We start from the raw sequence: 25,362 nt of genomic DNA, 5'->3' as shown, positions 1-25,362 counted from the left end.
TCTTTTTGCCAAACCGGCATTTATTATGAGAAAGCAGACTGGTTTCACCTTCAGGATGAAGACGCAAAAATATAACGACGAAGAAAAAATAGGCCAATTTCCGGACTATCAACCCAAAGACGACAGAAATAATTTTTCTGCAATAACGTCGGCAATAGCACTTTTACGGGCCGTTTGACATATGGAGGAACTTACAGCCCAACTACTCGTTTACCTGAAAGGGGTCTGGAAATATCGCTGGGTTGCGGTAATCGCCGCCTGGGTTGTTGCTACGGCCGGATGGACTATTGTTTATAAGCTGCCTGATGATTATCAGTCTACTGCAAGGATATACGTCGATACTCAAAATGTATTGAAACCATTGATGGCAGGCATGACCGTGTCTCCCGATATCCAGCAACAGGTTTCCATCATGAGTCGTACTTTGATCAGCCGGCCAAATGTGGAAAGAGTCATTCGAATGGTGGATCTGGACATAAAGGCAAAAAACGTAAAGGAACAGGAAAGTCTCGTCAAAGACCTCATGAGTAAGATCCAGCTCGGGGCAGCCGGACGCGATAACCTTTTTACCATTCACTATAACAATCAAAATCCAAAACTCGCCAAAGACATCGTTCAATCTCTACTCACCATTTTTGTCGAGGGTGGTCTTGGAGACAAGACACAGGACTCCTCGTCTGCGATTCGCTTTATTGATGAGCAGATCCGCAGTTATGAGGAGAAATTGATCGTGGGAGAAAATAATCTTAAGGCGTTCAAGCAGAAGAACATCGGACTGATGCCTCAGCAGGGCGGTGATTACTACTCCCAGCTATCTCAGGCTGTGGAGGATCTTAATAAAACAAGGCTGGAGTTGCGGGAGGCCGAGCAGGCACGCGACGCAATCAAAAGACAAATTACCGGTGATGAGCCCGTTCTTCTGGTGGATCAGGATGATTCGATCTCGTCCATAGTCAATGTGGAGCTTGATTCTCGAATTGATGCGCTGGACAAGAATCTGGATTCGCTCAGGCTCAACTTTACCGAACTGCACCCCGACATCATATCGACGAAGCGTCTTATTGCGCAGCTTGAGGAACGTAAAAAGGAAGAAGCAAAGCTGACCAAACCTAGCGCTGACCCTGGCAAGAATTATAGTCCCATGTTGCAGCAGCTCAACGTGGCCTTAGCGGAAGCCGAGGCTGACGTCGCTTCAATGAGAGCCCGTGTGGAGGAATATACTTCCCGGTATGACCGGATGAAATCCCTCAGCAATGCCGTGCCTCAAGTGGAAGCGGAGCTTACGCAACTTAACCGCGACTATCAGGTAAATAAATCCAATTATGAAAAACTTCTCGAACGCCGTGAATCTGCAAAGATATCGGGAGATCTGGGTTCCGCTACCGATTTGGTGTCGTTCAGGATTATTGATCCACCAACGGTTTCGGATAGACCAGTAGGCCCAGACCGCGGCAAGTTTTTTTCTATTGTTTTCCTAGGCGCCTTATTGGCGGGGATCGGCATAGCGTTTGTTATCAGTCAGGTACGGCCGACGTTCCATAGTCAAGCCAGCCTGCGTGAAATCTCCGGTAAGCCGATATTGGGTTCTATTCCCATGATCTGGACCGATCAGGAAAAAAGTAAGCGCAAAAAGCGGCTTTATGCGTTTGGTTTTTCCCTGCTGTCTTTGCTGGGTCTATACGGAACATTAATGGTAAAAATTGCTTAACCCGAGGCCCGGGAATTAGAGATTCTCTTGCTTGTTACTGATCAGTATGAACATTTTGCCGGTGCAGGAAGGTTTGCCTTTCAGTGCTTCGCCTTATAGCGATCTTTCAAGAGATAAGCCTTTATAGCACGGTATATTTTGTGGCAGTGGGCTCTCGGGAAAACGCTTATTTTTCGAATACAACTGCAGGGTATCGGAATTGCAGAATTCACCGTGATTGGCGCATTAGCCGTTGAATCTCCAATCTACCCCTCCTGTTCTTAGTTTAGAACAGGCAGTTCGCAATTAAATACAGAGCGACACCTGGCAAGTCCAAATCAGAATATTGGAGAAAGTGTGAGCATTATTGAAAAAGCGGCAGCTAAACTCGAAAAAGAAGCGGAACCCAATGTCCAGCATACGCCATCAGCCGCTTCCATAAATCCCGTTAAAGAACACTTGATTGAAAATGATGTTCCCAAAAATGATGCTTCCAGGGAACCCAGTCAGAATCGTCTGCCAAACCCTGGTTCGGCATCGAAACGAATTACGCTAAATCTCGCAAAAATGCGCCAGCATGGCATCGTCACGCCAGATGAGGGAAGAACACAGATAGCCGAGCAATTCCGTGTGATCAAGCGGCCATTGCTCACTAACGCTTTTGGCAAGGGGCCGACCAGGGTCAAGAACGGAAATCTGATCATGGTGACCAGCGCCCTCGCTGGAGAAGGGAAAAGTTTTTGTACTGTCAATCTGGCTATGAGCATAGCTATGGAAATGGACCGCACGGTATTGCTGGTCGACGCCGATGTGGCGCGTCCTACGGTTCCCAGAATCCTTGGTGTTGGAAAAGAGAGAGGTTTGCTCGATATTCTGCTTGATGAAAAACTTGATTTGGCCGACGTTCTGATTAAAACCAATGTTGAGAAGCTGACTCTCCTCACCGCCGGAACGCGCCATTCTCACTCCACGGAGCTACTGGCAAGCCAGAGCATGGGCGAATTGCTAAAGGAGCTCGCGGAACGCTACGCCGATCGCGTTGTTATTTTTGATTCGCCGCCGCTGCTATTGACTAGCGAGGCCCGCGTTCTGGCGAGCCAGATGGGACAAATCGTCCTGGTAGTAGAGGCCGAAACGACATCACAACAGGCTGTTAAGGAAACCCTTCGACAGATCGAATCCTGCGATGTCGTGAATTTGATCTATAACAAGGCCAGATCTTTCTCTGGTGGCGAATATTACGGTTACTACTATCATGAGAGTGCGTGAGAATAAGCGCTATCATAGAGTTTTATTCCCGGCTGCTTGTTCTGCTGCGACGGTGTTGTTATTTTTGTCGCCTTCCTCTGACGCTGCCGAATGGCGGGTAGTTCCCCGGTTGAGTTTGGTCGAAGTTTATTCTGATAATGTTAGATTAGGAACAGCATCGAGCGCGTCAGGATCAGGCGACTTCATTACCCAGATCAATCCGGGTATGTCTATGAATGGGTTAGGGCCCCGCTTTAACCTGAGATTGGATTATATGATGAATAATCTTCTCTACGCTCAGAACAGCAACCTGACCCGAACCAGGCATCAATTGAACGCAATTGGAAATGCCGAGCTGATTGAAGACCTGTTTTTTGTGGATGGACGAGCCACGATGGCGCAGCAAAATCTCTCGCTAACGGGACCGCAATCAATGGACAACGTCAACGTCACAGGTAACAGAGCTGACGTAAGAACATATAGTATCAGTCCTTATCTCCGCCACCGCTTCAAGGACTTTGCAACCGCCGAGGTGCGGTATAGCTTGAGCCAGGTTACCTCAAACGCCAATGCCCTTTCAAATAGCCAGGGAACCGGCTATTTATTTGGTTTGAACAGCGGTAGCGCGTTCAGGACGCTTGGTTGGGGTTTTAATTATAGCAATCAAACGGTTCATTTTGACCGTTCAAACCGGAACGCCGAGTTCGAACGCTACATCGCCACACTTCGTTACCGCGTTACGCCGCAATTTGGCTTGATAACTACGGGAGGCTACGAAAAGAATAGTTTTCTTTCGATCCGCGGAAGCCCATCGAGTCCTACCTGGTCAGTAGGCTTTTTGTGGACACCGACCGAAAGAACCAGTATAGCGATCAGTGGCGGCCAAAGATTTTTCGGCGACACCTATTCAGCCCTTGCTACCCATCGCACTCGCTTGACTGCATGGGAAGCGAGTTATGATGAAGGCCTTACGACATTCAATCAACAGGCTCAGTTTGGCTCAATGCTCACTATGGGGGGCTCTCTGAGCCAGCTTCTTACTGCGCAAAATCCAGGCCTCAGCCCCGATGTCATTCAGCAAAACACCGGCGCCATTCTTGGACTTGGAACTTCAGGTGTTTTTGCTAATCCCAGCAATTTTTTATCGAACCGGCTTTTTCTGCAGAAGCGCTTCCAGGCTTCTGTTGCTATGAATGGTACAAGAAATACGCTTGTATTCAGATTATTCAATATGACGCGCCGGGCGTTTTCGCCAGAATCGGTGGATGTCGGGCTGGGAAATGCCGCAGACTTGTCGTTGCTCAACCATACTAGACAGAGCGGTGGCAACGGGTTGTGGAGCTACCGAATTTCGCAGTTAACCAGCGCCAATCTAAATTTTGGATTTACAAGATTCAGCTATCTCGGAGCCGACAGGCAAGACGATATGATGTTATTCAGCACCGGGCTGATGAGGCGTATTCCGGAGATCTTGCCTGATCTCGTAGGCACGCTTCAAGTGCGACATAATCGGCGAACTTCCAGCCAGGCTGGGGCAAATTATCATGAGAATGCCGCGATCGCAACCCTGAGTATGAGTTTCTAGCGGAAATAGACAAATGTACGTGCCCTTCTACGGCTTCAGAGTCAAGCCCTTTCAACTGAAACCTGATCCCAGTTTTTTCTTTGGAAGCAAGGGCCATAAACGCGCCATGGCTTACCTCGAATATGGGCTTTCCCAGAGAGAAGGTTTTATCGTGATCACTGGAGAAGTCGGTGCGGGAAAGACCACCTTGGTACGCAATCTTTTCCGCAAGCTGGAGTCCGAGAAAATTCTTGCCGCTCAAATCGTCAATACCGATCTGGAATCTGCCGATACATTGAGAATGGTCGCCGCGGCGTTTGGACTACCCTACGAAAGTTCGGATAAGGCTTCTTTACTCATTCGCCTCGAGCAGTTCTTTCGCCAATGCGATCAGCAAGGAAAACGCACGCTTCTGGTTGTGGACGAGGCGCAGAACCTCTCCCGGCGGACCGTTGAAGAGTTGAGGATGCTTTCCAATTTTCAAACGGATGACAGGCCTCTGCTTCAGACATTCCTGCTCGGCCAACCGGAGTTCAGAAAAACTTTACTTGGTAGCGATATGGAGCAATTGCGGCAAAGAGTGATTGCAACCTACCACCTCGGACCCATGGATTTATCGGAAACACGATTGTATATCGAACATAGATTAAAGACCGCGGGCTGGTGTGGTGACCCATCGTTTGAAGACGATACCTTTGAAACCATACACAACCATGCGGCTGGCATTCCGCGAAGAATCAATGCGCTGTGTGATCGCCTTTTATTGATGGGTTGTTTAGAGAAATTGCACAACTTCGGCAGTACGGAAGTCGATGAGGTGATTCGGGATATTCAGCAAGAATTTGAGATCCCGATAGCGGCAGCTGATGTGCCGGATATAAGCGACCTAGGCTTGGTTCGAGGAGAATCTCTTTCCCACCTGCAAAGCATGAGCGCCAGAATTGTCAAGCTGGAGGATTCTGTCGTATCGTTGGCGCACCTGCTCAAACAGGTACTCTCGCTGGCTCGCTCAAACAAGAGCCCGCCAAAAGACACATAATGCTACCCATATGCGAGTACTGCTCCTCCGCCCATGGCGGATCCAGGAACTGCAGGTATTCGTGGACAATTTGAGAATAACATCCAAAACTGGCCAACTGCCGACGTTATCGGGAGATAGGCGATGAAGGATTTCCAAAAATGACGGCAACACGTATACGTAATGCGATGACTGTCGACGTGGAGGATTACTTCCAGGTTTCCGCCTTCGCCAATCATATTTCACGGGACTCATGGGCATCTTTATCTTGCCGTGTAGAGATGAATATCGATCGTATTCTTGCTTTACTGGACGAGGATCGCACAAAAGCAACTTTTTTTACCCTTGGATGGATCGCCGATCGCTACCCCGCCATGGTAAAACGGATTGTCGCCAGCGGGCACGAACTTGCCAGCCATGGCTGGGGTCACTACCGTGTTTCGGATCAGAAACCCCATGAGTTTCGAAACGACATTATTCAAAGTAAAGCCATTCTCGAGGATATCGGTGGGCAGGCAGTGCTTGGCTACAGAGCGCCGAGCTTTTCCATAGGCAGCCATAATCAATGGGCGCTGGATTTGCTTGAAGAAGCAGGCTATCGCTACAGTTCCAGTATTTATCCCATCAAACACGACCACTACGGCATGCCGGATGCCCCCCGTTTCGCCTATTATCCGCGCGGCAATAACCGATTACTGGAATTGCCTATCACCACGATGCGTCTATTCAAACGGAACATCCCTGCAGGGGGAGGCGGCTATTTCCGGCTTTGGCCTTATCCGGTTTCGAGATGGTTCCTGCAGAGGCTGAATCACCTCGAGCATCAATCCGCAATCTTTTATTTCCATCCTTGGGAGATAGATCATCAGCAGCCGCGCCAGAAGGGCCTCAGTATGAAAACCCGCTTCCGCCACTACTATAATCTCCATCGAATGGAAGACCGTGTCAAAGCCCTCACCCGTGACTTCGAGTGGGATCGCATGGATCGGATTTTCCTGAGTTAAGCCGCATGAGCTGCATCATAGACGCGTTCCGGGAGGATCAAGAAAACGCCTCTCTTCAGGCTGATGCGCCATCCGTACACGTGCTGCGACCGGAAGAAGCAAAAAAATGGGATGAATTTGTATCGGCTTGTCCCGAAGCTACTTTTTTCCATCGCGCGGGTTGGCAAACCGTTATCGAGCGTGCCTTCGGGCATAGAACCTGGTTTCTTTACTCCGAGTTGGATGGTGAAATTCAAGGTGTGTTGCCACTGGCAGAGGTCAAGAGCCGCCTTTTTGGTCATTCCCTGAGCTCCCTGCCATTTTGCGTCTACGGCGGTATCGCTGCAATTTCCGAGCCCGGCCGGGAAGTGCTTGACCAAGCTGCCCAGACGCTCGCTTCACAGCTGCAAGTGGACTATCTCGAATACCGGAACTTGAAAATGCTGCATTCGGACTGGCCAACCAAGGATCTCTATGCGACGTTTCGAAAAGAAATTTTGCCAGAAACGGAGCAGAACATGCGGGAAATTCCACGCAAGCAGCGTGCAATGGTGCGCAAAGGTATCAAGTTTGGGCTGGAAAGTGTCGTAGATGAGGGTATTGAGCGTTTTTTCTCCGCCTATTCGGCAAGCCTGCATCGCCTTGGTACCCCAGTTTTCTCGAAAAAATATTTTCGCATACTCAAAGAGGTTTTCGCAGATGACTGCGAACTTATGATCGTCGTCAAGGAAGGACGCGCCGTCAGCGGCGTGATGAGTTTTTATTTTCGTGACGAGGTCTCGCCTTATTATGGAGGGGGAACCGGCGAAGCGCGGGATTTGGCGGGCAACGATTTCATGTACTGGGAGCTTATGCGGCGTGCCTGTGAAAGAGGTTATAAAATCTTTGATTTCGGGCGCAGTAAACATAACACCGGGTCTTTCGATTTCAAGAGGAATTGGGGATTTGAGCCGCAACCGCTTTACTACCAATACCAGCTACACCGGTCCGGGGCGATGCCCGACCATAATCCGCTTAATCCCAAATATCAGCTTTTCATCAAGGCTTGGCAAAAACTCCCTCTTTCGGTTGCCAATTTCGTCGGTCCTCACATAGTGAAGAGTCTGGGCTAGATCAGTGCAGGAACTGCTTTATCTCGTCCATCGCTTTCCCTACCCGCCCGACAAGGGGGACAAAATTCGGTCCTTTCATTTGCTCAAGCATCTGAGCCAGCGCTATCGCATCCATCTCGGCACTTTTATTGATGATGAGATGGATCATAAGCATCTTGAGAGAGTCAGAGATATGTGCGGTGAAACGTGTTTCCTTGATCTCTACCCGAGGTCAGCGCGAATTCGTAGCCTGTCAGGCCTGCTTTCGGGGCAGCCGCTCACCTTGCCCTATTATCACGATAAGCGTCTGCAGGCATGGGTCAGCAATTTGCTGGAAACAAGGCCTGTCGGAACCATTCTGGTTTTCTCGGCAGCCATGGCTCAATATGTCAGCCATGCAATGAATGTCCGCCGGGTAATGGATTTTGTAGATATCGATTCGGACAAATGGATGCAATATGCGGCGACCATTGCCTGGCCGATGAGCTGGATATATCGGCGTGAGTCGAAATTGCTGCTGGATTATGAAAAACAGGTCGCCAGGCTCTTCGATAGTGCGACTTTCGTTTCCGAAACCGAGGCCGATCTATTCAAGCGTCTGGCGCCCGAGGTGGCGGAAAAAGTTACCTACTTTAATAACGGAGTCGATGCGGACTATTTTTCCCCGCAAAATATTTACCCTAATCCTTACTTGACCGGGATAGATACCCTGGTCTTCACTGGCGCCATGGATTACTGGGCAAATGTTGATGCTGTGCAGTGGTTTGCAAGCAATATTTTTCCCGCTATTCGTCTGCAATTGCCCAAGGTAGAGTTTTATATAGTTGGTGCCCGTCCGTCAGCAGCGGTAATGGCTTTAGCCGATCTTCCCGGCATCATCGTTACCGGGTCAGTGCCGGATATCAGGCCTTACCTTGCCCATGCATCCATCGCTGTGGCGCCACTACGTATCGCACGCGGGATACAGAATAAAGTTCTGGAAGCCATGGCGATGGGAAAAACGGTTATTGCTTCTCCGCAAGCGATAGAGGGAATCAATGCAAACCCTGATCGGGATATGGTAGTTGCCAACGACGAAAGCGACTTCATCAATCGAATTATCGAACTCCTGCAGAATGGGCCAAACCGTGCCATTGGGCGTGCCGCCAGAACGCGTGTTCTGGAAGATTATAATTGGAAAAAAAATCTGGGACGAATCGATGCACTTTTGTCCCAGCCGCAGACAATTTAACGAGGACCATTCGCATATCTTGCAAAACGATATTCGAGCTGCAGGAAACGCCTTCGTATGTATGGTATGAATGCCCAAACGCCGCAACACATTACGCATGATTACACTGTAGCGCCAGATCAGCAAAAGCTGAAGGCAGCGGCGCTGCTGACGCTCGCGGCCATTGCCGGAATTCTTGCGGGCTATCATGAGACTACCGGATCCATGATTTCAATCTGGATGCGATCCGAGACATTCGCACATGGCTTTCTGATCTTCCCCTTCAGCGCCTATCTGATCTGGGGGCAGCGCAAGCACCTCAGTAAGGCATTCTCCCAGCCAAGTCCGTTTGCTCTGCTGGTGCTTGCAGGCCTGGGTTTCAGTTGGTTGCTGGCAACGCTTGCCAGTGTTCAGGTATTCAAGCAGTTGTTGTTGATCGCAATGATTCCAGCTGCGGTTTGGGCAATTCTGGGTCGTCGGATGGTCTGGGCGCTTGCCTTTCCGTTGACTTATCTCGTGCTTGCGGTTCCATTTGGGGAAGCGCTGATCCCGCCGCTCATAGACTTTACCGCCGACTTTACCGTAAAGGCACTTCAATTGACCGGCATACCGGTTTACCGGGAGGGCAGCTTTTTTTCCATACCGAGCGGAAATTGGTCCGTGGTGGAGGCCTGCAGCGGCATACGGTACCTGATTGCATCGTTTACATTGGGTACCCTTTACGCGTATCTCACGTATTATAGCCTGAAGCGCCGCCTGATATTCATTGCCCTCTCATTGATCGTCCCCATCGTTGCGAACGGCATCCGCGCCTATATGATTGTAATGACCGGTCATCTGAGCGATATGCAACTGGCTGTAGGGGTCGACCATCTAATCTACGGTTGGGTTTTCTTCGGCTTTGTAATGTTGTTATTATTCTGGATCGGTTCTTTCTGGCGGGAGGATGACAATACATATGCTAACGACAGCGCCGGGCCCGCCATAGAAACAGAAGAAACAGAAACGGCACTCCGTACCGACAAGACAATTTCGCTGAAGAGTACAGTTTCCGCCGCCGGTGCGGTCCTTGCGGTGACCTTCATCTGGCCAATGTATGCCGGCCACCTGGAACACGCTTCCTCCCCTGGCACGGGGCCAGTAATTGACATTCCGGATATTGCGGGAAAGTGGCAGATCAGTTCAAGCCAAACCTCTGACTGGAAGCCTGAATACGTCGGCGCTACGGCCCAATTGTTGCAGAATTACCAGAAAGACGGAACGTCGGTGGATCTTTACATCAGTTATTACCGTAATCAGAAACAGGGTTCGGAGTTGATCAACTCTCAGAATATACTGGTATCGGAAGCTGAGCCAGGTTGGCACAACATCAGACAGGAAACACGCAGCATAGCCTTGGGCTCCCGGCAAGAGGTCGTCAACCAGGGCGAGTTGCGATCTTCCTCAACACGGCTGCTGATATGGCGATGGTATTGGCTGAGCGGAGAGAGTACGGCCAACCCTTACCTGGCCAAATTCATTTTAGCCAGGAACAAGCTTCTGCAAAGGGGCGATGATGGGGCTGAGATTATTATCGCTACCCGTTATGAAGATACACGAGAGGAAGCGGTTCCAGTACTTCAGGGTTTTCTCGACGATATGTTGCCTGCTATAACTGACGCGCTCCAGAATGCAGACAATCGCTAGCCGCGGCGATCGGATAAAATCCGGTGGTAGCGTTGAGCAGCCTCCGCTCATTGTTCATGTAATTTACCACCTAGGTGTCGGGGGTCTGGAGAACGGGCTTGTGAACCTGATCAATCATATTCCGTCCCAGCGTTATCGACATGCCATCGTTTGTTTGAAGGGCTACTCCGACTTTAGCCAACGGATCAAGACGGAGAATGTGGAAATCGTGGCATTGCATAAGCGTGAGGGAAACGACTTCAGTATTTATATCAACCTCTTCAAAACCTTCAAGCGGTTGAAGCCGGATATTGTACATACCCGCAATCTCGGCACGTTGGAGGGTCAGGTGATTGCGGCATTCGCCGGCACGCGGGCACGGGTGCACGGAGAACACGGTCGGGATATGTTTGATTTGTACGGGAAGAACCGTAAATACAACCTCTTGAGAAAAGCAATTCGACCTTTTGTGAATCATTTCATCGCTGTCAGCAGGGATCTGGAGAGTTGGCTCGCCAACACCGTGGGGGCCGCACCGGATCGCATCAGCCAAGTCTACAATGGAGTCGACAGTTTGCGTTTTCGTCCGCGCAATCGCAAAGACTCTGGAGTCGGGAATTTCCCGGAGCTGCGGGAAGGGTTTTTTACGGAGAATACGTTTGTCATTGGTAGTGTCGGCAGGATGACGGACGTAAAAAATTTTCCCTGTCTGGTTCGGGCTTTCCTGATGCTGTTGGAAGAAATGCCCATCGCTCGGGAAAGACTTCGGCTTCTGATTGTGGGTGACGGAAATTCGCGGTCGGAATGCATCGGGATGTTGCGCGAAGCCGGAGCGGAAACCCTCGCCTGGCTCCCAGGTGAACGAGCCGACATTCCTGAGTTGATGCGGGCTATGGATCTGTTTGTGCTGCCTTCGTTGGGCGAAGGCATTTCGAATACGATATTGGAAGCCATGTCCACTGGCTTGCCGACAGTGGCAACTCGCGTTGGTGGCAATGTGGAGCTTGTGAGCGAGGGCGTTACCGGGATGCTCATTTCGCCGGATGCGCCGGCCGCGATGATGGAAGCGATATTAAAATACTATCGAAACCCGAATCTGATCACCAATCACGGCAAAGCAGCCCGGCAACAAATTGAGACAAGCTTCAGTATGGATGCCATGACCCAGGGCTATCTGCGGGTCTATGACAAGGCTTTACGCCTGCGATCGGATTAAGGAAAAAGCATGTGTGGAATCGTCGGACTGTTTGATACCCGTGGCCAGAGAGAAATCGACCGGCAATTGCTCGGGCGCATGAATCAGATGCAGGTTCACCGCGGACCGGATGAAGGGCAACTATATACAGAGGCAGGGATAGGTCTTGGTCACCGCCGCCTTTCAATAATGGATGTTTCCAGCGGACAGCAACCACTTTTTAACGAAGACGGCACCGTTGTCGTCGTTTTCAACGGTGAAATCTATAATTTTCAGGAACTCGCCAAGGAACTTGTCGCCCTGGGACATGATTTTCGCACCCATTGCGATACGGAAGTTATCGTCCATGCCTGGGAAGAGTGGGGTGAGCTTTGCGTAGACCGGTTTCGCGGCATGTTTGCCTTCGGTTTGTGGGATCGTAACCGCGAGGTGCTGTTTCTTGCTCGCGACCGACTGGGTATCAAGCCGCTTTATTATAGCCTGCTGAACGACGGTACATTCATTTTCGCTTCCGAGCTGAAGGCTCTGCTTGCGCACCCGAATTTTCGCCGGGACATGGATCCCCACGCCATCGAAGATTATTTCGCTTATGGCTATGTTCCTGAACCAAAAACCATATTCACGCAGGGTTTCAAGCTGCCGCCAGCTCATACACTGAAGCTTCATCGCGGCCAGAGTACACTGCGCCCGCGCCAGTACTGGGAGATACCGTTCACACCGAACGAATGCACCAGTGTGCAAGAGGCGCAGGAAGAGCTGATTGTCCGGTTGCGTGAATCGGTAAAGATCCACCTTATGACCGAAGTGCCGCTGGGCGCGTTCCTGTCGGGTGGAGTCGACTCCAGCGCGGTGGTGGCAATGATGGCCAATCTTATGGAAGAACCGGTTAATACGTGCTCCATCTCCTTTGGCGACCCCGCATTCAATGAATCCCAATATGCGCAAAAGGTGGCGGATCGCTATCACACTCAGCATAATATGGAGCAGGTAGACGCAGACGATTTCGACCTTATAGACAAGCTGGCTTCTCTATATGACGAACCATTCGCAGACAGTTCGGCCATGCCTACCTATCGGGTATGCGAGCTGGCCAGGAAGCGCGTCACGGTTGCATTATCGGGAGACGGCGGCGATGAAAATCTTGCCGGCTACCGCCGCTACCGTTGGCACCTTTATGAGGAACGGATGAGGTCCATGTTGCCGCTGGGATTTCGCAAGCCCTTGTTCGGCGTGCTGGGAAATGTATATCCCAAGGCTGATTGGGCGCCCAGGGTCTTGCGTGCAAAATCCACCTTTGAAGCGCTCGCTCGCGACTCCGTCGAAGGATATTTCCACGGTGTTTCCATCATGAAGGATCGAATGCGCCAACGCCTGTTCAGTGATTCTTTCAAACGCAGTCTCCAGGGATACGACGCAGTGGAGGTGCTACGTGCGCATGCGGGAAAATGCCCTGTACAGGATCCCCTTTCCCTTGTGCAATACCTGGACATGAAGACTTACCTCGTTGGCGACATCCTTACCAAAGTGGACCGGGCGAGCATGGCACATGCACTGGAAGTACGTGTCCCGCTGCTGGATCATAAGCTGGTCGAGTGGATATCTGGTCTTCCAGTCTCGCTTAAGCTGCGTGGCCAGGAAGGCAAATACGTGTTCAAGAAAGCGCTGGAACCCTACCTTTCCGATGACATCCTTTACAGGGACAAAATGGGATTTTCGGTACCGCTGGCAAGCTGGTTTCGCGGCCCGCTTCGCCAAAGGCTAAACGATGCATTAATGGGTCCGACTTTGGCCGACACGGGATTCTTCAATAAGGCGTTTCTAAAGGAAATGCTTGAACAGCATCAATCGGGACGGCGCGATTATAGTGCTTCGCTCTGGTCATTGCTGATGTTCGAATCGTTTTTGCGTAATGTGCTCGACACGGAGCAACCCAGCGTGCGTAAGAATGACCTCAGGGTGGCATGACGTTCTGTGGCAGAAATCCGGCAATTCTACAATCCCAGAATCATGTGATTACCTGGGAAATAGCATCGCCGGGCTTCTCATTTATCCCCGACGTAACGCGATCTGATCATTTCGTCGGGCCGTAACGCTATCGGTCGCGTTTCTCCTGCTGACTGAGCATAAATCCTGGAGGGTGCGACAAGATGATGGACGTATTTCTCACCGTTGACGTAGAAGTTTGGTGTGATGGTTGGGACGACATTGATGCCAAATTCCCGGCCGCCTTCCAGCGGTATATTTACGGACCTACGTCAAGGGGTAATTACGGCTTACCGCATCAACTGCATCAATTACAAGCGCATGGTCTGACCGGCGTATTTTTTGTCGAGCCTCTTTTCTCGACCCGCTTCGGGCTGGACCCATTAGCCGAAATTGTCGGTCTTGTTCGGGAACGAGGCCATGAAATACAGCTTCACCTGCATACCGAGTGGGTTGACGAGTCCAACGAGCCCCTGCTCGACAACATAACTGGTAAAAAGCAATTCCTTCGATATTTTTCTTTACAAGAACAGACAATTTTGATTCATGCGGGCGCGAAGTTGATTGAATTGGCCGGTGGGCAGCATATAAGCGCATTTCGCGCTGGGGGCTTCGGTTTCAACAGGGATACGCTTCGTGCCCTTGCCGCAAATCGCATTGCTTTCGATAGCAGCTACAACGCCAGCATGTTTGGGTTGGACAGTGGAGTTAATCCGAATGTTACACTTGTCGAACCAATTGAATGTGAAGGGGTTTTCGAGTATCCCATGACAGTTTTTGATGGGGGCACGCATTCACTGCGGCATGCACAGGTGACGGCATGTTCGTACCGCGAGATGGAGGGCTTGCTCTGGCAAGCGCTGGAAGCCGGGCGTAAAGCTTTTGTTATCCTCTCCCATAATTTCGAGTTGCTCAATAGCAGTATGAACCGACCGGATGATATCGTAGTAGCCCGCTTTCGCAAGCTCTGCTCATTTCTTGATCGCCATCGGGATTGCTTTCATGTCCGCGGGTTTCATGGTTTGACACCCGCTTCGACGTTCTCACAACCGGTTCCGCTTACCTCGCCAATCTGGAAAACCGGGCTAAGAATGCTGGAACAGGGGATACGGCGGAGGTATCGTTGAATCGAAAATGGCACTATCATAAAGTTCCCATAAAGCTTCAACTTGGCGATAAGACACTGCTCGCGCCTGAATTATGGTTGCAAGTTCGCGAAGTGGGGATTGATGATGAAACTCTACCAGTGGCGGAACCGATGCCGCCAGCCGACCCTCTGCAGGCGAATAGCCAGGGTTTCCTGATACGATCGCTGCGCGTCATCGGTGAGCAACCGGTACTGAGAGAACGGGACGGTTACCTCTGCTATATATCTTCCCGGCACCAGCGGTACTACATCGATATGCGCCAGCCGTTCGAAGAGTACAAAGGTAAATTTTCCTCCAAGACGCGCTCAACTCTCAACCGTAAAGTCCGGAAATATACGGAGCATTGCGGCGGCAGCATTTCGTGGAGGATCTACAAGTCTGCCGGGGAAATGCCGGAATTCTTTCAGCTGGCGCGTGCCGTTTCCCAAGTAACCTATCAGGAAAAACTCCTTGATGCGGGGCTGCCCGATTCTGAGGAATTTCGTCGTGAAATGGATCGGCTTGCTCAACAGGGGCATGTTCGTGGCTTCATTCTTTTTCATCAGGATATACCTGTCTCGTACCTCTACTGCCCGGTTGTCAATGACGTCCTGATTTACGCCTTTCTTGGATACAACCCCAGCTACATGAATTTTTCGGTAGGCACGATCCTGCAGTGGTTCGCCCTGGAGCATTTATTCGCGGAGCGTTGTTTTCGCTTTTTTGATTTTACCGAAGGACAATCAGAACATAAAAAGCTATTTGCCACCCATCATATTCAGTGCGCCAACGTTTTTTTCCTGCGTAGCAACCTGCGCAATAGGTTGTTGTTGCATAGTCAGAGAATCGTCGATAATTTCAGCAAATTGACTGGCAACAAGCTGGATCAACTGGGGCTCAAGTCGAAAGTAAAAAAAATGATGCGTTTCGGGATCTGATATTTTTTATCCTGGGGCAAATTCATTAGTGGATCCGCGCGTTGCCTCATAACAAAAGGATACCGAAGGTCAGGAACGTTGCCTCAATACTGAGGTAACTTTGACCATAGAAAAGATAGCTCGTAATTTAGCATCAATCTGCTGTTTCAGATCAAATGCGTTCAATGTTTCATGCCGTGTTCGCAGTTTTAATTTAGTCGCCCCTGAAATACCCTCCGAACCCGCACAAATATTGACGTTTGGGGTATTCAAAAAGCGTGGAATTTGCCAGAATCAGGATTGTTACCCCCCTCATTTCTGGTGAATTGAGATGAAACCAAAGAAGCAAGAGCGCAGTGGTTGTGATGATCTTTTCCGGATGCGGCTGGAACAGATGCTGGATCAGCGCCATGCGCTGTACCGGCTGAGCGGGAAGATAGACTGGACGGTAGTGGAAGATCACTTTGGTGCCCTGTATTCAGAGGAAGGCCGTCCTGGCATCCCGATCCGGTTGATGGTCGGGCTGCACTACCTCAAACACACCTTCAACGAATCGGATGAAACCGTGGTGGCACGCTGGGTAGAGAATCCCTACTGGCAACACCTTTGCGGGGAAGAGTACTTCCGGCACGAGATGCCGATCAACCCCAGCCAGATGACACGGTTTCGTGAGCGCATAGGAAAGGAAGGTTGCGAATTCATGCTGGGCCTCACAGTAGTGGCGGGGATCAACACCAAGACAGTATCCAGGGCATCCGTTGCAATCGTCAACGTCGACACCACGGTTCAGGACAAGGCGATTGCCTTCCCGACCGATGCCAGGCTGTATCACAAGGCCAGAGGTGCATTGGTACGGCTGGCGAAACAGAGGGGAATTGATCTGCGTCAAAGCTACGAGCGAGTATCAAAACGCGCGCTCATGATGAATGGGCGCTATGCCCATGCCCGGCAGATGCGGCGCGCGAAACGAGAACAGAAGCGACTCAGGACTTGCCTGGGGCGGGTAATCCGCGACATCGAACGCAAGGTGGTGTTGCAGCAGACAGAAGCCGGACAGGAACACGCCGAACTCAAGCGGTTATTGGAGATTGCCAAGAGGATTCATGCGCAACAGCGCCACGACAAAGGCAAGGTGTACAGCGTGCATGCCCCGGAAGTCGAGTGTATCGCCAAGGGCAAAGCACACAAGCCTTATGAATTCGGCGTCAAGGTCGGCGTGGTCAGCACCAGCAAAGAGAGCTTCGTAGTCGGCATGCAAGCCTTACCCGGCAATCCCTATGATGGACACACGCTCGAGGCATCACTGCAGCAGGTCAAGAGACTGACGGGGATCGCACCGAAAGAAGTCTATGTGGATCGCGGCTACCGGGGTCATGGGCTGGCGGAACCGGTCAAGGTGTGGATTGCCGGCGCCAAACGTGGCGTCACAGTGGCGATCAGAAAGAAGCTCAAGCGCCGCAATGCCGTGGAGCCTGTGATCGGGCACATGAAGAACGATGGTCGCCCGGGGAGAAACTTCCTCAAAGGCGCCCAAGGTGATGCCATGAACGCGCTGTTGTGCGGTGCAGGCCACAACCTGCGCAAGATCCTGCGCCGGTTGGCGCTTTTGTGTGCCAGTTTTCGGGTCAGTCTCAATCAATTGCTGGCAAGCAAAATATCAAACTTACAATTGACTGACTGAAAAACGAGTTTTTCAGGGACGACTACCTTAATATCGTCCGTCACAGTTTCGCAGCTCATGACACGCTGATAAGGTGTCTCTGGTGTATGATACTGCTTGCAATAGCGCGCTCCGATGCGCTCCTTCTTTTTGAGTTTCAGCGTGGGGCAGAAGTGATTCTGTAGCTGACTCCATTCGTTTGCATATAACGCATTCATCAGCTTCGTCAGTTCAGGATTATCGAAACGCTCGTAACCGAACAGCTGCCGGACATGCGTCCAATTCTTCTGCTCGACATGCGCATTGTCGTTCTTCTGGTAGGGGCGCGAACGGGTGAAGGTAGGTTTGGCTGGATGCAAGGTGAAGTAGCGCAGCAAGTAATGATTGAGAAACTCGCTCCCCGTTATCACAATCAAATCCGCGTAGCTGGAAAGGCAGCGCCTGCTCAATTTCCTTGATTTGATCCAACACACCGCTGGAACCCTTGCTCCAGGTGGCGCGGCACTCTGTCCATCCGGTGAGGATATCGGATAAGGTCAGACTCCAGACGAAATCACCCGCCAGAGAATTGCCACAGTGCGCCACGGTATCTGCCTCCATGAAGCCGGGCAGAGTAATGTCCCAATGCGTCGTGCAAATCGGGATTTGATGCTTCAAGAGTGTGCCCGGCTTGGTGCCGGACTGACAAGCCCTTGGGATGCTGTACTCGAATCGGCTTCAGCAAGCGATCAATGCTGGCTGGCGAAATCCCTGCAAGCTTTGCTCGGGTCGACTCATCCAGCACGCCAAAATGTACCTCATAGTGCGGCAGCCACCAGCCGCTTGCTGCACATCTGATCGGTGACAAGCCATAGCTTGCGCAATACCGTCAGCAGCGCAGGCTGGTTATATTGCGAAGGCCGTCCAGGACGCCGTGTTGATTTGACAGGCTTGCACCCCAACAGCCGGATGGCGTACTTGCGCTGATAACCGCACACTGAACAGAACTCGTCCAGGATCTTGCCCTTGTCACCCCGTTCAACCCGGTGATAGCGCTTGCGTATCGCCTCAAGATAGACACGTTTCTCATGCTTGCCCATGTCGATAACCCCCACTTGGTTCGGTTACCAACAATTTGAGGCAACGTATCCCCTTGATGTACTCCTTCGGTTACTTTTTTATTGAGGCAATTCGGATCCGGCTCAAAGTTTTGTTTCGATACTATTTCTTCTGCTATATATATATAAGGATACGAATGAGAGTGTAGAGTTCGATTGAAGTTGATGGAAAAGCCCCGATGCTGTTTCCCGGGATGAGTTATCAATTAACGTGCGGTATCCTAGGTCGAATATACACACATGCCATTATGTGCATCGCTCCTGGATCATGGTTTATGATTTTTTTGAAAGAGCCTTTTCGGCTAAAGTGACGAAGATGTTATCTTAAGCACAGCAGATAATCGAAAACGTTTAATGCCAAGATAATCCTTACATTATGATCCCCTGGTATTCTGCTGGCAGTTCAGACGAGGCAATGGATCTCTCCGCCTTGGGGCCGGTACCGCTTGAGCTGGATCCGCGCTGGCTGAGCAGCCGTATCGACAGTTCGGACAAATATGTACAGTATTTCCTGGTCGGTGATAAACAATATCCTAGCGGTTATGCGCCTTTTTTTGTTCATCCGGGCGCATTGTCATACTGCCTGGGTGAAAGCACTGTATTTCATATTCCCGTGCTGAGGTATGCGCTACAGGCAGCGCCACTGTGTGAAAATCAGGCGTTGCTGGCCGGATTGTTCGAGCCGCTTCAGGAAGCGATAGGCAGGCGCGGTGTCGTATTTTTTGAGGGCGTGCAGGCAGGCTCTCCTCTTGCCGACCTATTGCTGTCGCCGGACAGTCCGGTTCGCGATTTATTCCATGTAGTTCCTTATGGGCCAGCCTATACGCGACGTCTTATCGAACTTTCAGCGGGGGCGCAATTCGAAGATTATTTGCGGACGCTTGGAAGCAAGACCCGTGAGGATGTTCGCCGCACGCGCAAGAATTTCAGCGTGAAAGCGAAAAATCCGGTCACGATGATTCGTTACACAGAACCCGAGCAGGTTGACGAGTTGGCTGATGTCCTGGCGCGAATATCTCGCAAGACTTACCAGTACCACTTGCTCGGTCTCGGGCTTGAAAATACCCCTGAGCATATCAGGCAACTCCGTGCGGCGGCAACTTGCGGCTGGCTTCGGGCATACATTCTCTGGATCGGCGACATCCCGGTTGCCTTCGGGCTTGGTTACCATGACGGCCATACCTATTTCGGACATCAGGTGGGGTACGATCCGGACATATCCAAGCTGCAACCGGGTATTTACCTGCATACAGAAGTCATGGCTGATTTGCTGGCGGACGGCATTTGCCGCTTCGATTTCCTGGCAGGTGACAATTTGTACAAGCAAAGAATGTCAAACAAATTTCGAGAGGAAAGGCATTACTATCTGATTCCGCGCGGGTGGCCCGGTACAGCTTATGCACACAGCTTGGTTGCAGCGAATTGCCTATCCGAAACGATTGGACGCTGGCTTGATAAAAACGGATTGAAGGAGCGCATCAAGCATTTGGTTCGTACGAGCACTGTAAAGCATTTCAGGGGTAAAAATTAAGTCTTATCAGAAGAGATTGAATTAATGAAGGTTCTGAAGATTTTCACTTTGCCCAGTACCCGGTGGCGTTTTCATTCGTCGGTTGAGTTCGCCTCAGCCTGAAATAGCTATAACTTAATTCAGTAATGTTCATAGGGGCGCTGCCGCTGCATATGCAATGGTTATCCGGCTGATGCCACCGGATCCATGCATTCGCTGTTGCCGGAATCCCACTGCCAGATTACATAGGGCGAGGGGCCCAACGAGCCCGCGCATATCCGCGACCATCCAGGCATGGCGTCGATGGGGTCGGTGTAATATGAATGAATGTAGACGATGAAAAAGGGGCGTGGGGCCGACCGAACTGACTGGTCGATGTGTTGGGCAGTTCTAGCAATCATCAATGCATCAAACGGATTATTCATAAAGCATATTGTCGGATACTCGGGCAAGCTGAAGGTCGTGGCATCTGCACAGACCGGATTGATATCAAAGCACTTTCGCACAGGATTCCGATAAGTACCGACATTGCGCATTGCCATCTCGTGGAGCTCCCGGGTATATTCCACGCCTATAATCTGGCGGAATGGATACTCTGCTGCCACGAATAGCGCGCGTCCCTTTCCCGAGCCGAGATCGATAAAAATAAAGTCACCAAGGTCGAGGGGGGGCAGCATCCCGAGCAGCGCTTGTATCGATTGTTCCGTTACCGGTTCATATGCCTTGGCATGTGTTTTGAGCGCGTCTTCCGCGGTCAAAAACTCCGGCTCTTCAGTGCCTGCGGTTTCTACGTTGCATCGCAGATCGAACGACCGGTCGAAAGCATGGCTTGCCTTCCAGTACTTGCCTGTGACTATCAATCCCAGGTTGTAAATGAGCAATCTGCTGAACTCTGCAATTGAGCGGCGGCGCCAAGCACGGGCTACCCGATCGAATAACAAGATTTCATGTTTCATCGGCGTGGCCTCAAGCTTTAATGATCGTTGGGCGTACAGTCTCTGTCATTGCACTTTTCCTTCGTGTCCGGCAAGCCTAACCTCTGCTTTTTTATATCATAAGTAAGGCGCAAAAACCAGAAATTGCCTGTCGGTTATCTGTAATGCCTATGGCTAGGCTTGAATTGGCTATCGGTTTAACCGGCGGGGTTCGCGCTGATTACATGATTGCATTCGAGGCCTGGTTCGCATAGGACCAAGGTTCACCATCGGATAATAACCATCACAAACTATCACTGGACGGCAGTGTTCATAGCTAAAGCTTCAGCGCCTATTGTTCGGCTGCGGACGGGGCATCGGCTCACCCATGTGCCTGCTTGACCGGGGCAGTGCTGATATGATCCAGCGCCACAGCGGATATTGCACCACCATGATTGCTGCGATAAGAAGGCCATAAAGCACAGTGTATCGAGCTATCAGTTCACCCGGTCCGGCCAGATTCGAACGATCGCTGCTCAGCAAAAACTGCATTGCGGAAAACACCTGACCATACTTGACGATTACTTGTTCCGTACCAAAAGAGAGTGCAAAATAGGCTAAAATACCGCAAGCAAGCACCCATGCGGTCGCTCTTGTCCGGTGCGCCAACCCGGGGCTCGATGCCAGCACCGCCTTCGTTCCACCAAACGCAATCTCGGCCATGGCCAGGCCAATCAGTAAAAATGCACCCACGCTGCCATTGTTCGCTATCAGCTCGACCAGATTGTCTGTCGATGCTTCCGAAACCACAATGTAGTATGAAAGTGGAATCAGTAGGAAGGCGCCAATCGACCATCCCAATAGCGCTGACTTTGCATCCGGAAAGATATGCCACGCGGCGATAAGGCACCCCGCCGTGGCCGCTACGCTCCATAAACTGAATAATGCCAGAAAGCGGCCCAGTAATTCCCATTCCCAGGGCCATCCTAAAACAGGAGATCCAACAATGTCATGGATACTTTCGCTTGGCACTGAGGACCACAGCAGCAACCATGCGATCAACCCATGCAGTAATACCAGAGGCAGGAAGCTGAGCAGGTACAGCTCACCCCGAGCCAGCCATTGTGCAATCAGTATGGGAAAACCTATCGCCCAATACAACAGCACTGCAAGCAATATCAGCGACCGGATGGGGTGACCCTCGTATATCAGTTCGCGAACGTTATACGGCGTCAAGGGGGATTGCGTAATCAGCCAACCCATAGCCGCACATATCCCAACTCCGATTGCTAGTAGACCGAGGGTCCGTTTCCCGCTCACCCCTGCATTGATTGCGACAACAGGCTGCGATTGGGCCGCTGGCGTGCCAGCTTGCAGCTTTGTTGCCGGCTGGCGGGCCTGCGCCGTCGACAAGACCCAGCCAACCAGCAATAATAAAATAAGTTCCGTTATATCCGCTGTGCGGCCCAGCAACCCCATCTGCATCAGTTCTATAAAAGAAGACCAGATAGCCAGCCCCAGCACTGCTTTGCCGATACCCAGCCCCGTTCTGTGTGCAAGCCATATCAGGGCAGTATAAATAAACAACGATTGGACCAGGCCGCGGACCGCCACTTCCAACGATCCCTGAAGCATGGTTGCGAAAGGAATGCCATTGAAGGTTCCACCCGGAGCGGGAGAAAAAGGGGTTAGCGCAGTGATGCTCCAGGCGGCCAGCAACAGCCAGAACGCTACTTCGAACGGTTTTTTGAGCTCGGCGCGCAATGCAATCAAATATCCGCCATAACCTGCCGCCGTCCCCAGGAGAAGCGATGCATCCAGTGTCAAATTCATGATAACGACCTTGCCGACCCAGACCAGCAGGATCGCGACCCCCAGCCACCAAGCCGCCCGCTGCCCCAATGCCGTGAAAGCGCTACCCGCGACAACTACACCGGCTGCATGCATCGTGATCGCCGGGAAAGAAAAGCTGAATACGAGGAAAAGTGGCTTCAGTGCATCCTTGAATTTTTGTATGTCCAGCGATGGCACCAGCGGCAACAATTCGGTGAGCAGCCATAATACCAATATCACCAGAGGTACGAGCGAGGCCACATTCAGTGGCTGTCCCCTCGCAGATAAACGCATTGCCATTAGGTGTGCTGTTGCCATACCTGCTGCCATACCCACCATATTCCATGCCACATCCGCCAGCGCCGCGGAGCGGGACGGTAGCCAAACCTGAGCTAACTGCAGGCTGAAAGAATATATCAGCGCCAGAAAGAGTAACGTGGCGACACCGATCCTGCTATCGAATCTTTTTCGGGCAAATAATATTCCCGCCATTCCCATTGGAAAAAACAGTGCAACATTACCCAGCATATCCCCCCGGGAAGTAAATAAATGCCAATCGGTAAGGAATTGCTTTACAGCACCCGGGTCAGGTTCGGAAAGATCGCCGGGATATAGCGATCCGTAGGCAATGAGTACGACGATAACGGACAGAACGCGCATTTTTCCTAGCCATAGCCGGATGAAATTAAACTGAGCGCAACGGATGACACTCCATTATCGCGCGAGGGGTGCTGGCTTGATTTCCAGCATTGGAGCCCAGCGGGGCCTGACTTTGTCGAGTGCATAGGCGCCTATCCCGCCTCTACCATGTAAATCGCCATCGAAATCCAGATCGGAATCCGGATATATATCGAAATGCACATTGCCTTCCGTATGCTCCCGCACGTTGCCGCCTGCCGGTGCCAGGTTCATTTCGCCTAAAGGCGCAAACGGCCGAGAAAGAAAATCCGAAGCCTCGTTGAGCTCGCCGACCAGGTTCCCTTTCAGAAAAGTATCACGCATTCGGGACCTGTCGAACACCATATTGGCAGTGACGAGTTGTGGATAGGCCGGATCGTGTTCGCGCCGTGAAAGTGTTATGCCGGATCCGCTGGCTATCACTGTATTGTAGAACACACTTATTATGCGTGCCGTATCGTTATGCGGTTGAATTCGTATCGCATCGCCAAAATGATTTACGAACAAATTATTGTACAACGCGATATTGCCTTCCCCCTGGAACAGCGATTCATGCGGATTCTGATAGAAAAAATTGCCATAGACGAGATAACGATCATCTGCACCCGACCCCGTAAGCGGCCAATGCCCGACCAGCACATTAGGCCTCGCCATCTTCTGGGAGGATCCTCCATTCGCCTTGCTGAAAACATTGTGGCGAATAATCGTTGCGTTGCGTCCATCCGGCATCTCCGGCAATAGTGGGCGAGATTGCTGATGTTTGATCTGCAAGTTATAACCGAGCGTATTGACTACCAGATTGTGCTCGATCAACCCGGCAATGAACGGCGCGTGCCCATCCGAATTTCCAAGATAGAGACCGGTCCCGGCGCCCTCGATCACATTGTTGCGAATTATCCAGCCCCAGGCCGGGCATTTGGTGGAAATGCCTACCGTTTGCTGATTATTGCCGTGGCCAAGCACGCGTAACCCATCGAGGGTAATGTGGTGCGCCCAGTTCGCATGCCCTTCACATTTCACGCCGTCGACCGGTAGATGGCGGCCATCGAGATCCAGATTACGAATAGCGACGTAGCTCGAATTGATGATGCTGATCGTATTATGTCCAGGACGCGCAACAAAAACCGCGCGCGGGCCTCTTTCCGGCCCGGAAATCGTAATCGGTGCTTGCGCAATGCCGTGGAGATACTGTATCGGCAGACCGTTCTTATACTCTCCCGGCAGTAACCGCAGGTAAGCGCCTGGTTCCAGTATCTTCAGTCTGGCGAGATAATTATCCGGGTTGGCTGTATAGCTTGCCCCTGCGGAAGCAGATGTCGACCCGGTGATAACGCTGGCGAATGCGAGGAGAAAGTGGAAAAAAAGAATATGGCTTGATTTGATCATTTACATGGATATCAGCGAGATCGATGAACCGCAAGCGTCGATTTACCGAACGACGCATTCCTTTTTGAAAATATCATCCCAACCGCGGTTGCGCCTGCACAATTATTCGGTTATATTAAATGCAACTATGTTGCAATATTAGCATTTATGTTTAGCCTGCAAAAGCAAGCAGAAGAGATGATCCGCCGTCGCGGAGAGCGCGTGACGCCCGGCAGGGTTCAGGTTTTCGCCATTTTGCTTGCGGAACAGCGAGCGGTTACGCATCAAGAAATTGAAAAGCGTTTACTTGGCAAGCCCAGGCTGAACCGGGTGACGCTCTATCGCGTACTTGAATGGCTGGACGAAAAATGTTTCGTGCATAAGGTGGTGGGCGACGACCGAATATGGCATTTTCGAGCAAATAGTCAAGTAGCGCATCATCAGCATGCGCATTTTGAATGCATGCGCTGCACGAGGGTGGTTTGTCTTGATGATATAAGGGCCGAGTATGATTCTCCGCTGCCGGCCGGTTATCAATCTCGGGAAATTGAATTAAGGGTCAAAGGATTATGTGCAGAGTGCGCATAACCGGATGTCCTGCTATGCATGGAGCGTCA

Annotated in this window: 20 protein-coding genes; 15 read left to right on the top strand and 5 right to left on the bottom strand. The window is 51.2% G+C overall.

Annotated elements, in window-relative coordinates; all coding sequences use genetic code 11:
• Nucleotides 1-181: 181 nt before the first annotated feature.
• The 13 genes from KJS40_RS12935 to KJS40_RS12875 all read left to right on the top strand — a co-directional run bounded on the left by KJS40_RS12935 (nucleotide 182) and on the right by KJS40_RS12875 (nucleotide 17,369).
• Nucleotides 182-1,708 (top strand): XrtA system polysaccharide chain length determinant, encoded by a 1,527-nt coding sequence (locus KJS40_RS12935; protein ID WP_213538299.1) that lies wholly within the window; start codon nucleotides 182-184, stop codon nucleotides 1,706-1,708.
• 336 nt (nucleotides 1,709-2,044) lie between these two features.
• Complete coding sequence (locus KJS40_RS12930; protein WP_213538298.1) at nucleotides 2,045-2,956, top strand: XrtA-associated tyrosine autokinase; 912 nt, start codon at nucleotides 2,045-2,047, stop codon at nucleotides 2,954-2,956.
• Nucleotides 2,943-4,520 (top strand): TIGR03016 family PEP-CTERM system-associated outer membrane protein, encoded by a 1,578-nt coding sequence (locus tag KJS40_RS12925; RefSeq protein ID WP_213538297.1) that lies wholly within the window; start codon nucleotides 2,943-2,945, stop codon nucleotides 4,518-4,520. Before KJS40_RS12930 ends, KJS40_RS12925 begins: the two co-directional genes overlap by 14 nt.
• Nucleotides 4,521-4,533: 13 nt before the next feature.
• Nucleotides 4,534-5,538 carry an XrtA/PEP-CTERM system-associated ATPase gene (locus KJS40_RS12920; protein WP_213538296.1) on the top strand — a complete coding sequence of 335 codons (1,005 nt, stop codon included), beginning with the start codon at nucleotides 4,534-4,536 and terminating at the stop codon, nucleotides 5,536-5,538.
• A gap of 140 nt (nucleotides 5,539-5,678) precedes the next feature.
• On the top strand, nucleotides 5,679-6,521 hold the full coding sequence (locus KJS40_RS12915) for an XrtA system polysaccharide deacetylase (RefSeq protein ID WP_213538295.1): 843 nt from the start codon (nucleotides 5,679-5,681) through the stop codon (nucleotides 6,519-6,521).
• Nucleotides 6,522-6,526: 5 nt separating this feature from the next.
• Nucleotides 6,527-7,612, top strand: a complete 1,086-nt coding sequence (locus tag KJS40_RS12910; RefSeq protein WP_213538294.1) for a FemAB family XrtA/PEP-CTERM system-associated protein — start codon at nucleotides 6,527-6,529, stop codon at nucleotides 7,610-7,612.
• A gap of 4 nt (nucleotides 7,613-7,616) precedes the next feature.
• A complete protein-coding gene (locus tag KJS40_RS12905) occupies nucleotides 7,617-8,822 on the top strand; it encodes a TIGR03087 family PEP-CTERM/XrtA system glycosyltransferase (RefSeq protein WP_213538293.1) in 1,206 nt (401 codons plus the stop codon).
• A 57-nt stretch (nucleotides 8,823-8,879) separates the two neighbouring features.
• Complete coding sequence (xrtA, locus tag KJS40_RS12900) at nucleotides 8,880-10,487, top strand: exosortase A (protein WP_244859604.1); 1,608 nt, start codon at nucleotides 8,880-8,882, stop codon at nucleotides 10,485-10,487.
• On the top strand, nucleotides 10,471-11,682 hold the full coding sequence (locus tag KJS40_RS12895) for a TIGR03088 family PEP-CTERM/XrtA system glycosyltransferase (protein ID WP_213538292.1): 1,212 nt from the start codon (nucleotides 10,471-10,473) through the stop codon (nucleotides 11,680-11,682). Before xrtA ends, KJS40_RS12895 begins: the two co-directional genes overlap by 17 nt.
• A 9-nt stretch (nucleotides 11,683-11,691) precedes the next feature.
• On the top strand, nucleotides 11,692-13,626 hold the full coding sequence (locus tag KJS40_RS12890; RefSeq protein ID WP_213538291.1) for an XrtA/PEP-CTERM system amidotransferase: 1,935 nt from the start codon (nucleotides 11,692-11,694) through the stop codon (nucleotides 13,624-13,626).
• 182 nt (nucleotides 13,627-13,808) lie between these two features.
• A complete protein-coding gene (locus KJS40_RS12885; protein WP_213538290.1) occupies nucleotides 13,809-14,771 on the top strand; it encodes a polysaccharide deacetylase in 963 nt (320 codons plus the stop codon).
• 275 nt (nucleotides 14,772-15,046) lie between these two features.
• On the top strand, nucleotides 15,047-15,709 hold the full coding sequence (locus tag KJS40_RS12880) for a GNAT family N-acetyltransferase (RefSeq protein WP_244859603.1): 663 nt from the start codon (nucleotides 15,047-15,049) through the stop codon (nucleotides 15,707-15,709).
• 310 nt (nucleotides 15,710-16,019) lie between these two features.
• The gene (locus KJS40_RS12875) at nucleotides 16,020-17,369 is read left to right on the top strand and encodes an IS5 family transposase (protein WP_213538288.1); all 1,350 of its coding nucleotides are present in this window, start codon (nucleotides 16,020-16,022) and stop codon (nucleotides 17,367-17,369) included.
• On the opposite strand, the gene KJS40_RS12870 is transcribed toward KJS40_RS12875, so the two are convergent.
• Together KJS40_RS12870 and KJS40_RS12865 are read right to left on the bottom strand one after the other, a co-directional pair.
• A complete protein-coding gene (locus KJS40_RS12870; RefSeq protein WP_213538287.1) occupies nucleotides 17,324-17,725 on the bottom strand; it encodes a hypothetical protein in 402 nt (133 codons plus the stop codon). The genes KJS40_RS12875 and KJS40_RS12870 overlap by 46 nt on opposite strands.
• Before the next feature lie 420 nt (nucleotides 17,726-18,145).
• Nucleotides 18,146-18,442: a hypothetical protein gene (locus KJS40_RS12865; RefSeq protein ID WP_213538286.1), complete on the bottom strand. Its 297-nt coding sequence runs from the start codon at nucleotides 18,440-18,442 to the stop codon at nucleotides 18,146-18,148.
• A 379-nt stretch (nucleotides 18,443-18,821) separates the two neighbouring features.
• Between KJS40_RS12865 and KJS40_RS12860 the strand changes: the two genes are divergently transcribed.
• Nucleotides 18,822-19,976 carry a GNAT family N-acetyltransferase gene (locus tag KJS40_RS12860; protein WP_213538285.1) on the top strand — a complete coding sequence of 385 codons (1,155 nt, stop codon included), beginning with the start codon at nucleotides 18,822-18,824 and terminating at the stop codon, nucleotides 19,974-19,976.
• 161 nt (nucleotides 19,977-20,137) lie between these two features.
• Here KJS40_RS12860 and KJS40_RS12855 read toward each other — a convergent pair whose 3' ends face one another.
• The 3 genes from KJS40_RS12855 to KJS40_RS12845 form a co-directional block, all read right to left on the bottom strand.
• Nucleotides 20,138-20,911 carry a class I SAM-dependent methyltransferase gene (locus KJS40_RS12855; protein WP_213538284.1) on the bottom strand — a complete coding sequence of 258 codons (774 nt, stop codon included), beginning with the start codon at nucleotides 20,909-20,911 and terminating at the stop codon, nucleotides 20,138-20,140.
• A gap of 303 nt (nucleotides 20,912-21,214) precedes the next feature.
• The gene (locus KJS40_RS12850) at nucleotides 21,215-23,362 is read right to left on the bottom strand and encodes a VanZ family protein (protein WP_213538283.1); all 2,148 of its coding nucleotides are present in this window, start codon (nucleotides 23,360-23,362) and stop codon (nucleotides 21,215-21,217) included.
• Nucleotides 23,363-23,416: 54 nt separating this feature from the next.
• On the bottom strand, nucleotides 23,417-24,766 hold the full coding sequence (locus KJS40_RS12845) for a hypothetical protein (RefSeq protein WP_244859602.1): 1,350 nt from the start codon (nucleotides 24,764-24,766) through the stop codon (nucleotides 23,417-23,419).
• 177 nt (nucleotides 24,767-24,943) lie between these two features.
• Here KJS40_RS12845 and KJS40_RS12840 point away from each other — a divergent pair, with 177 nt between their 5' ends.
• Nucleotides 24,944-25,333: a transcriptional repressor gene (locus KJS40_RS12840; protein ID WP_244859601.1), complete on the top strand. Its 390-nt coding sequence runs from the start codon at nucleotides 24,944-24,946 to the stop codon at nucleotides 25,331-25,333.
• Nucleotides 25,334-25,362 lie beyond the last annotated feature (29 nt).

The sequence above is a fragment of the Nitrosospira sp. NRS527 genome (assembly GCF_018406445.1).
Taxonomy (GTDB): domain Bacteria; phylum Pseudomonadota; class Gammaproteobacteria; order Burkholderiales; family Nitrosomonadaceae; genus Nitrosospira; species Nitrosospira briensis.
Note: the sequence above shows the minus strand (reverse complement) of the source record. Positions and strands in the feature narration are given on the sequence as shown.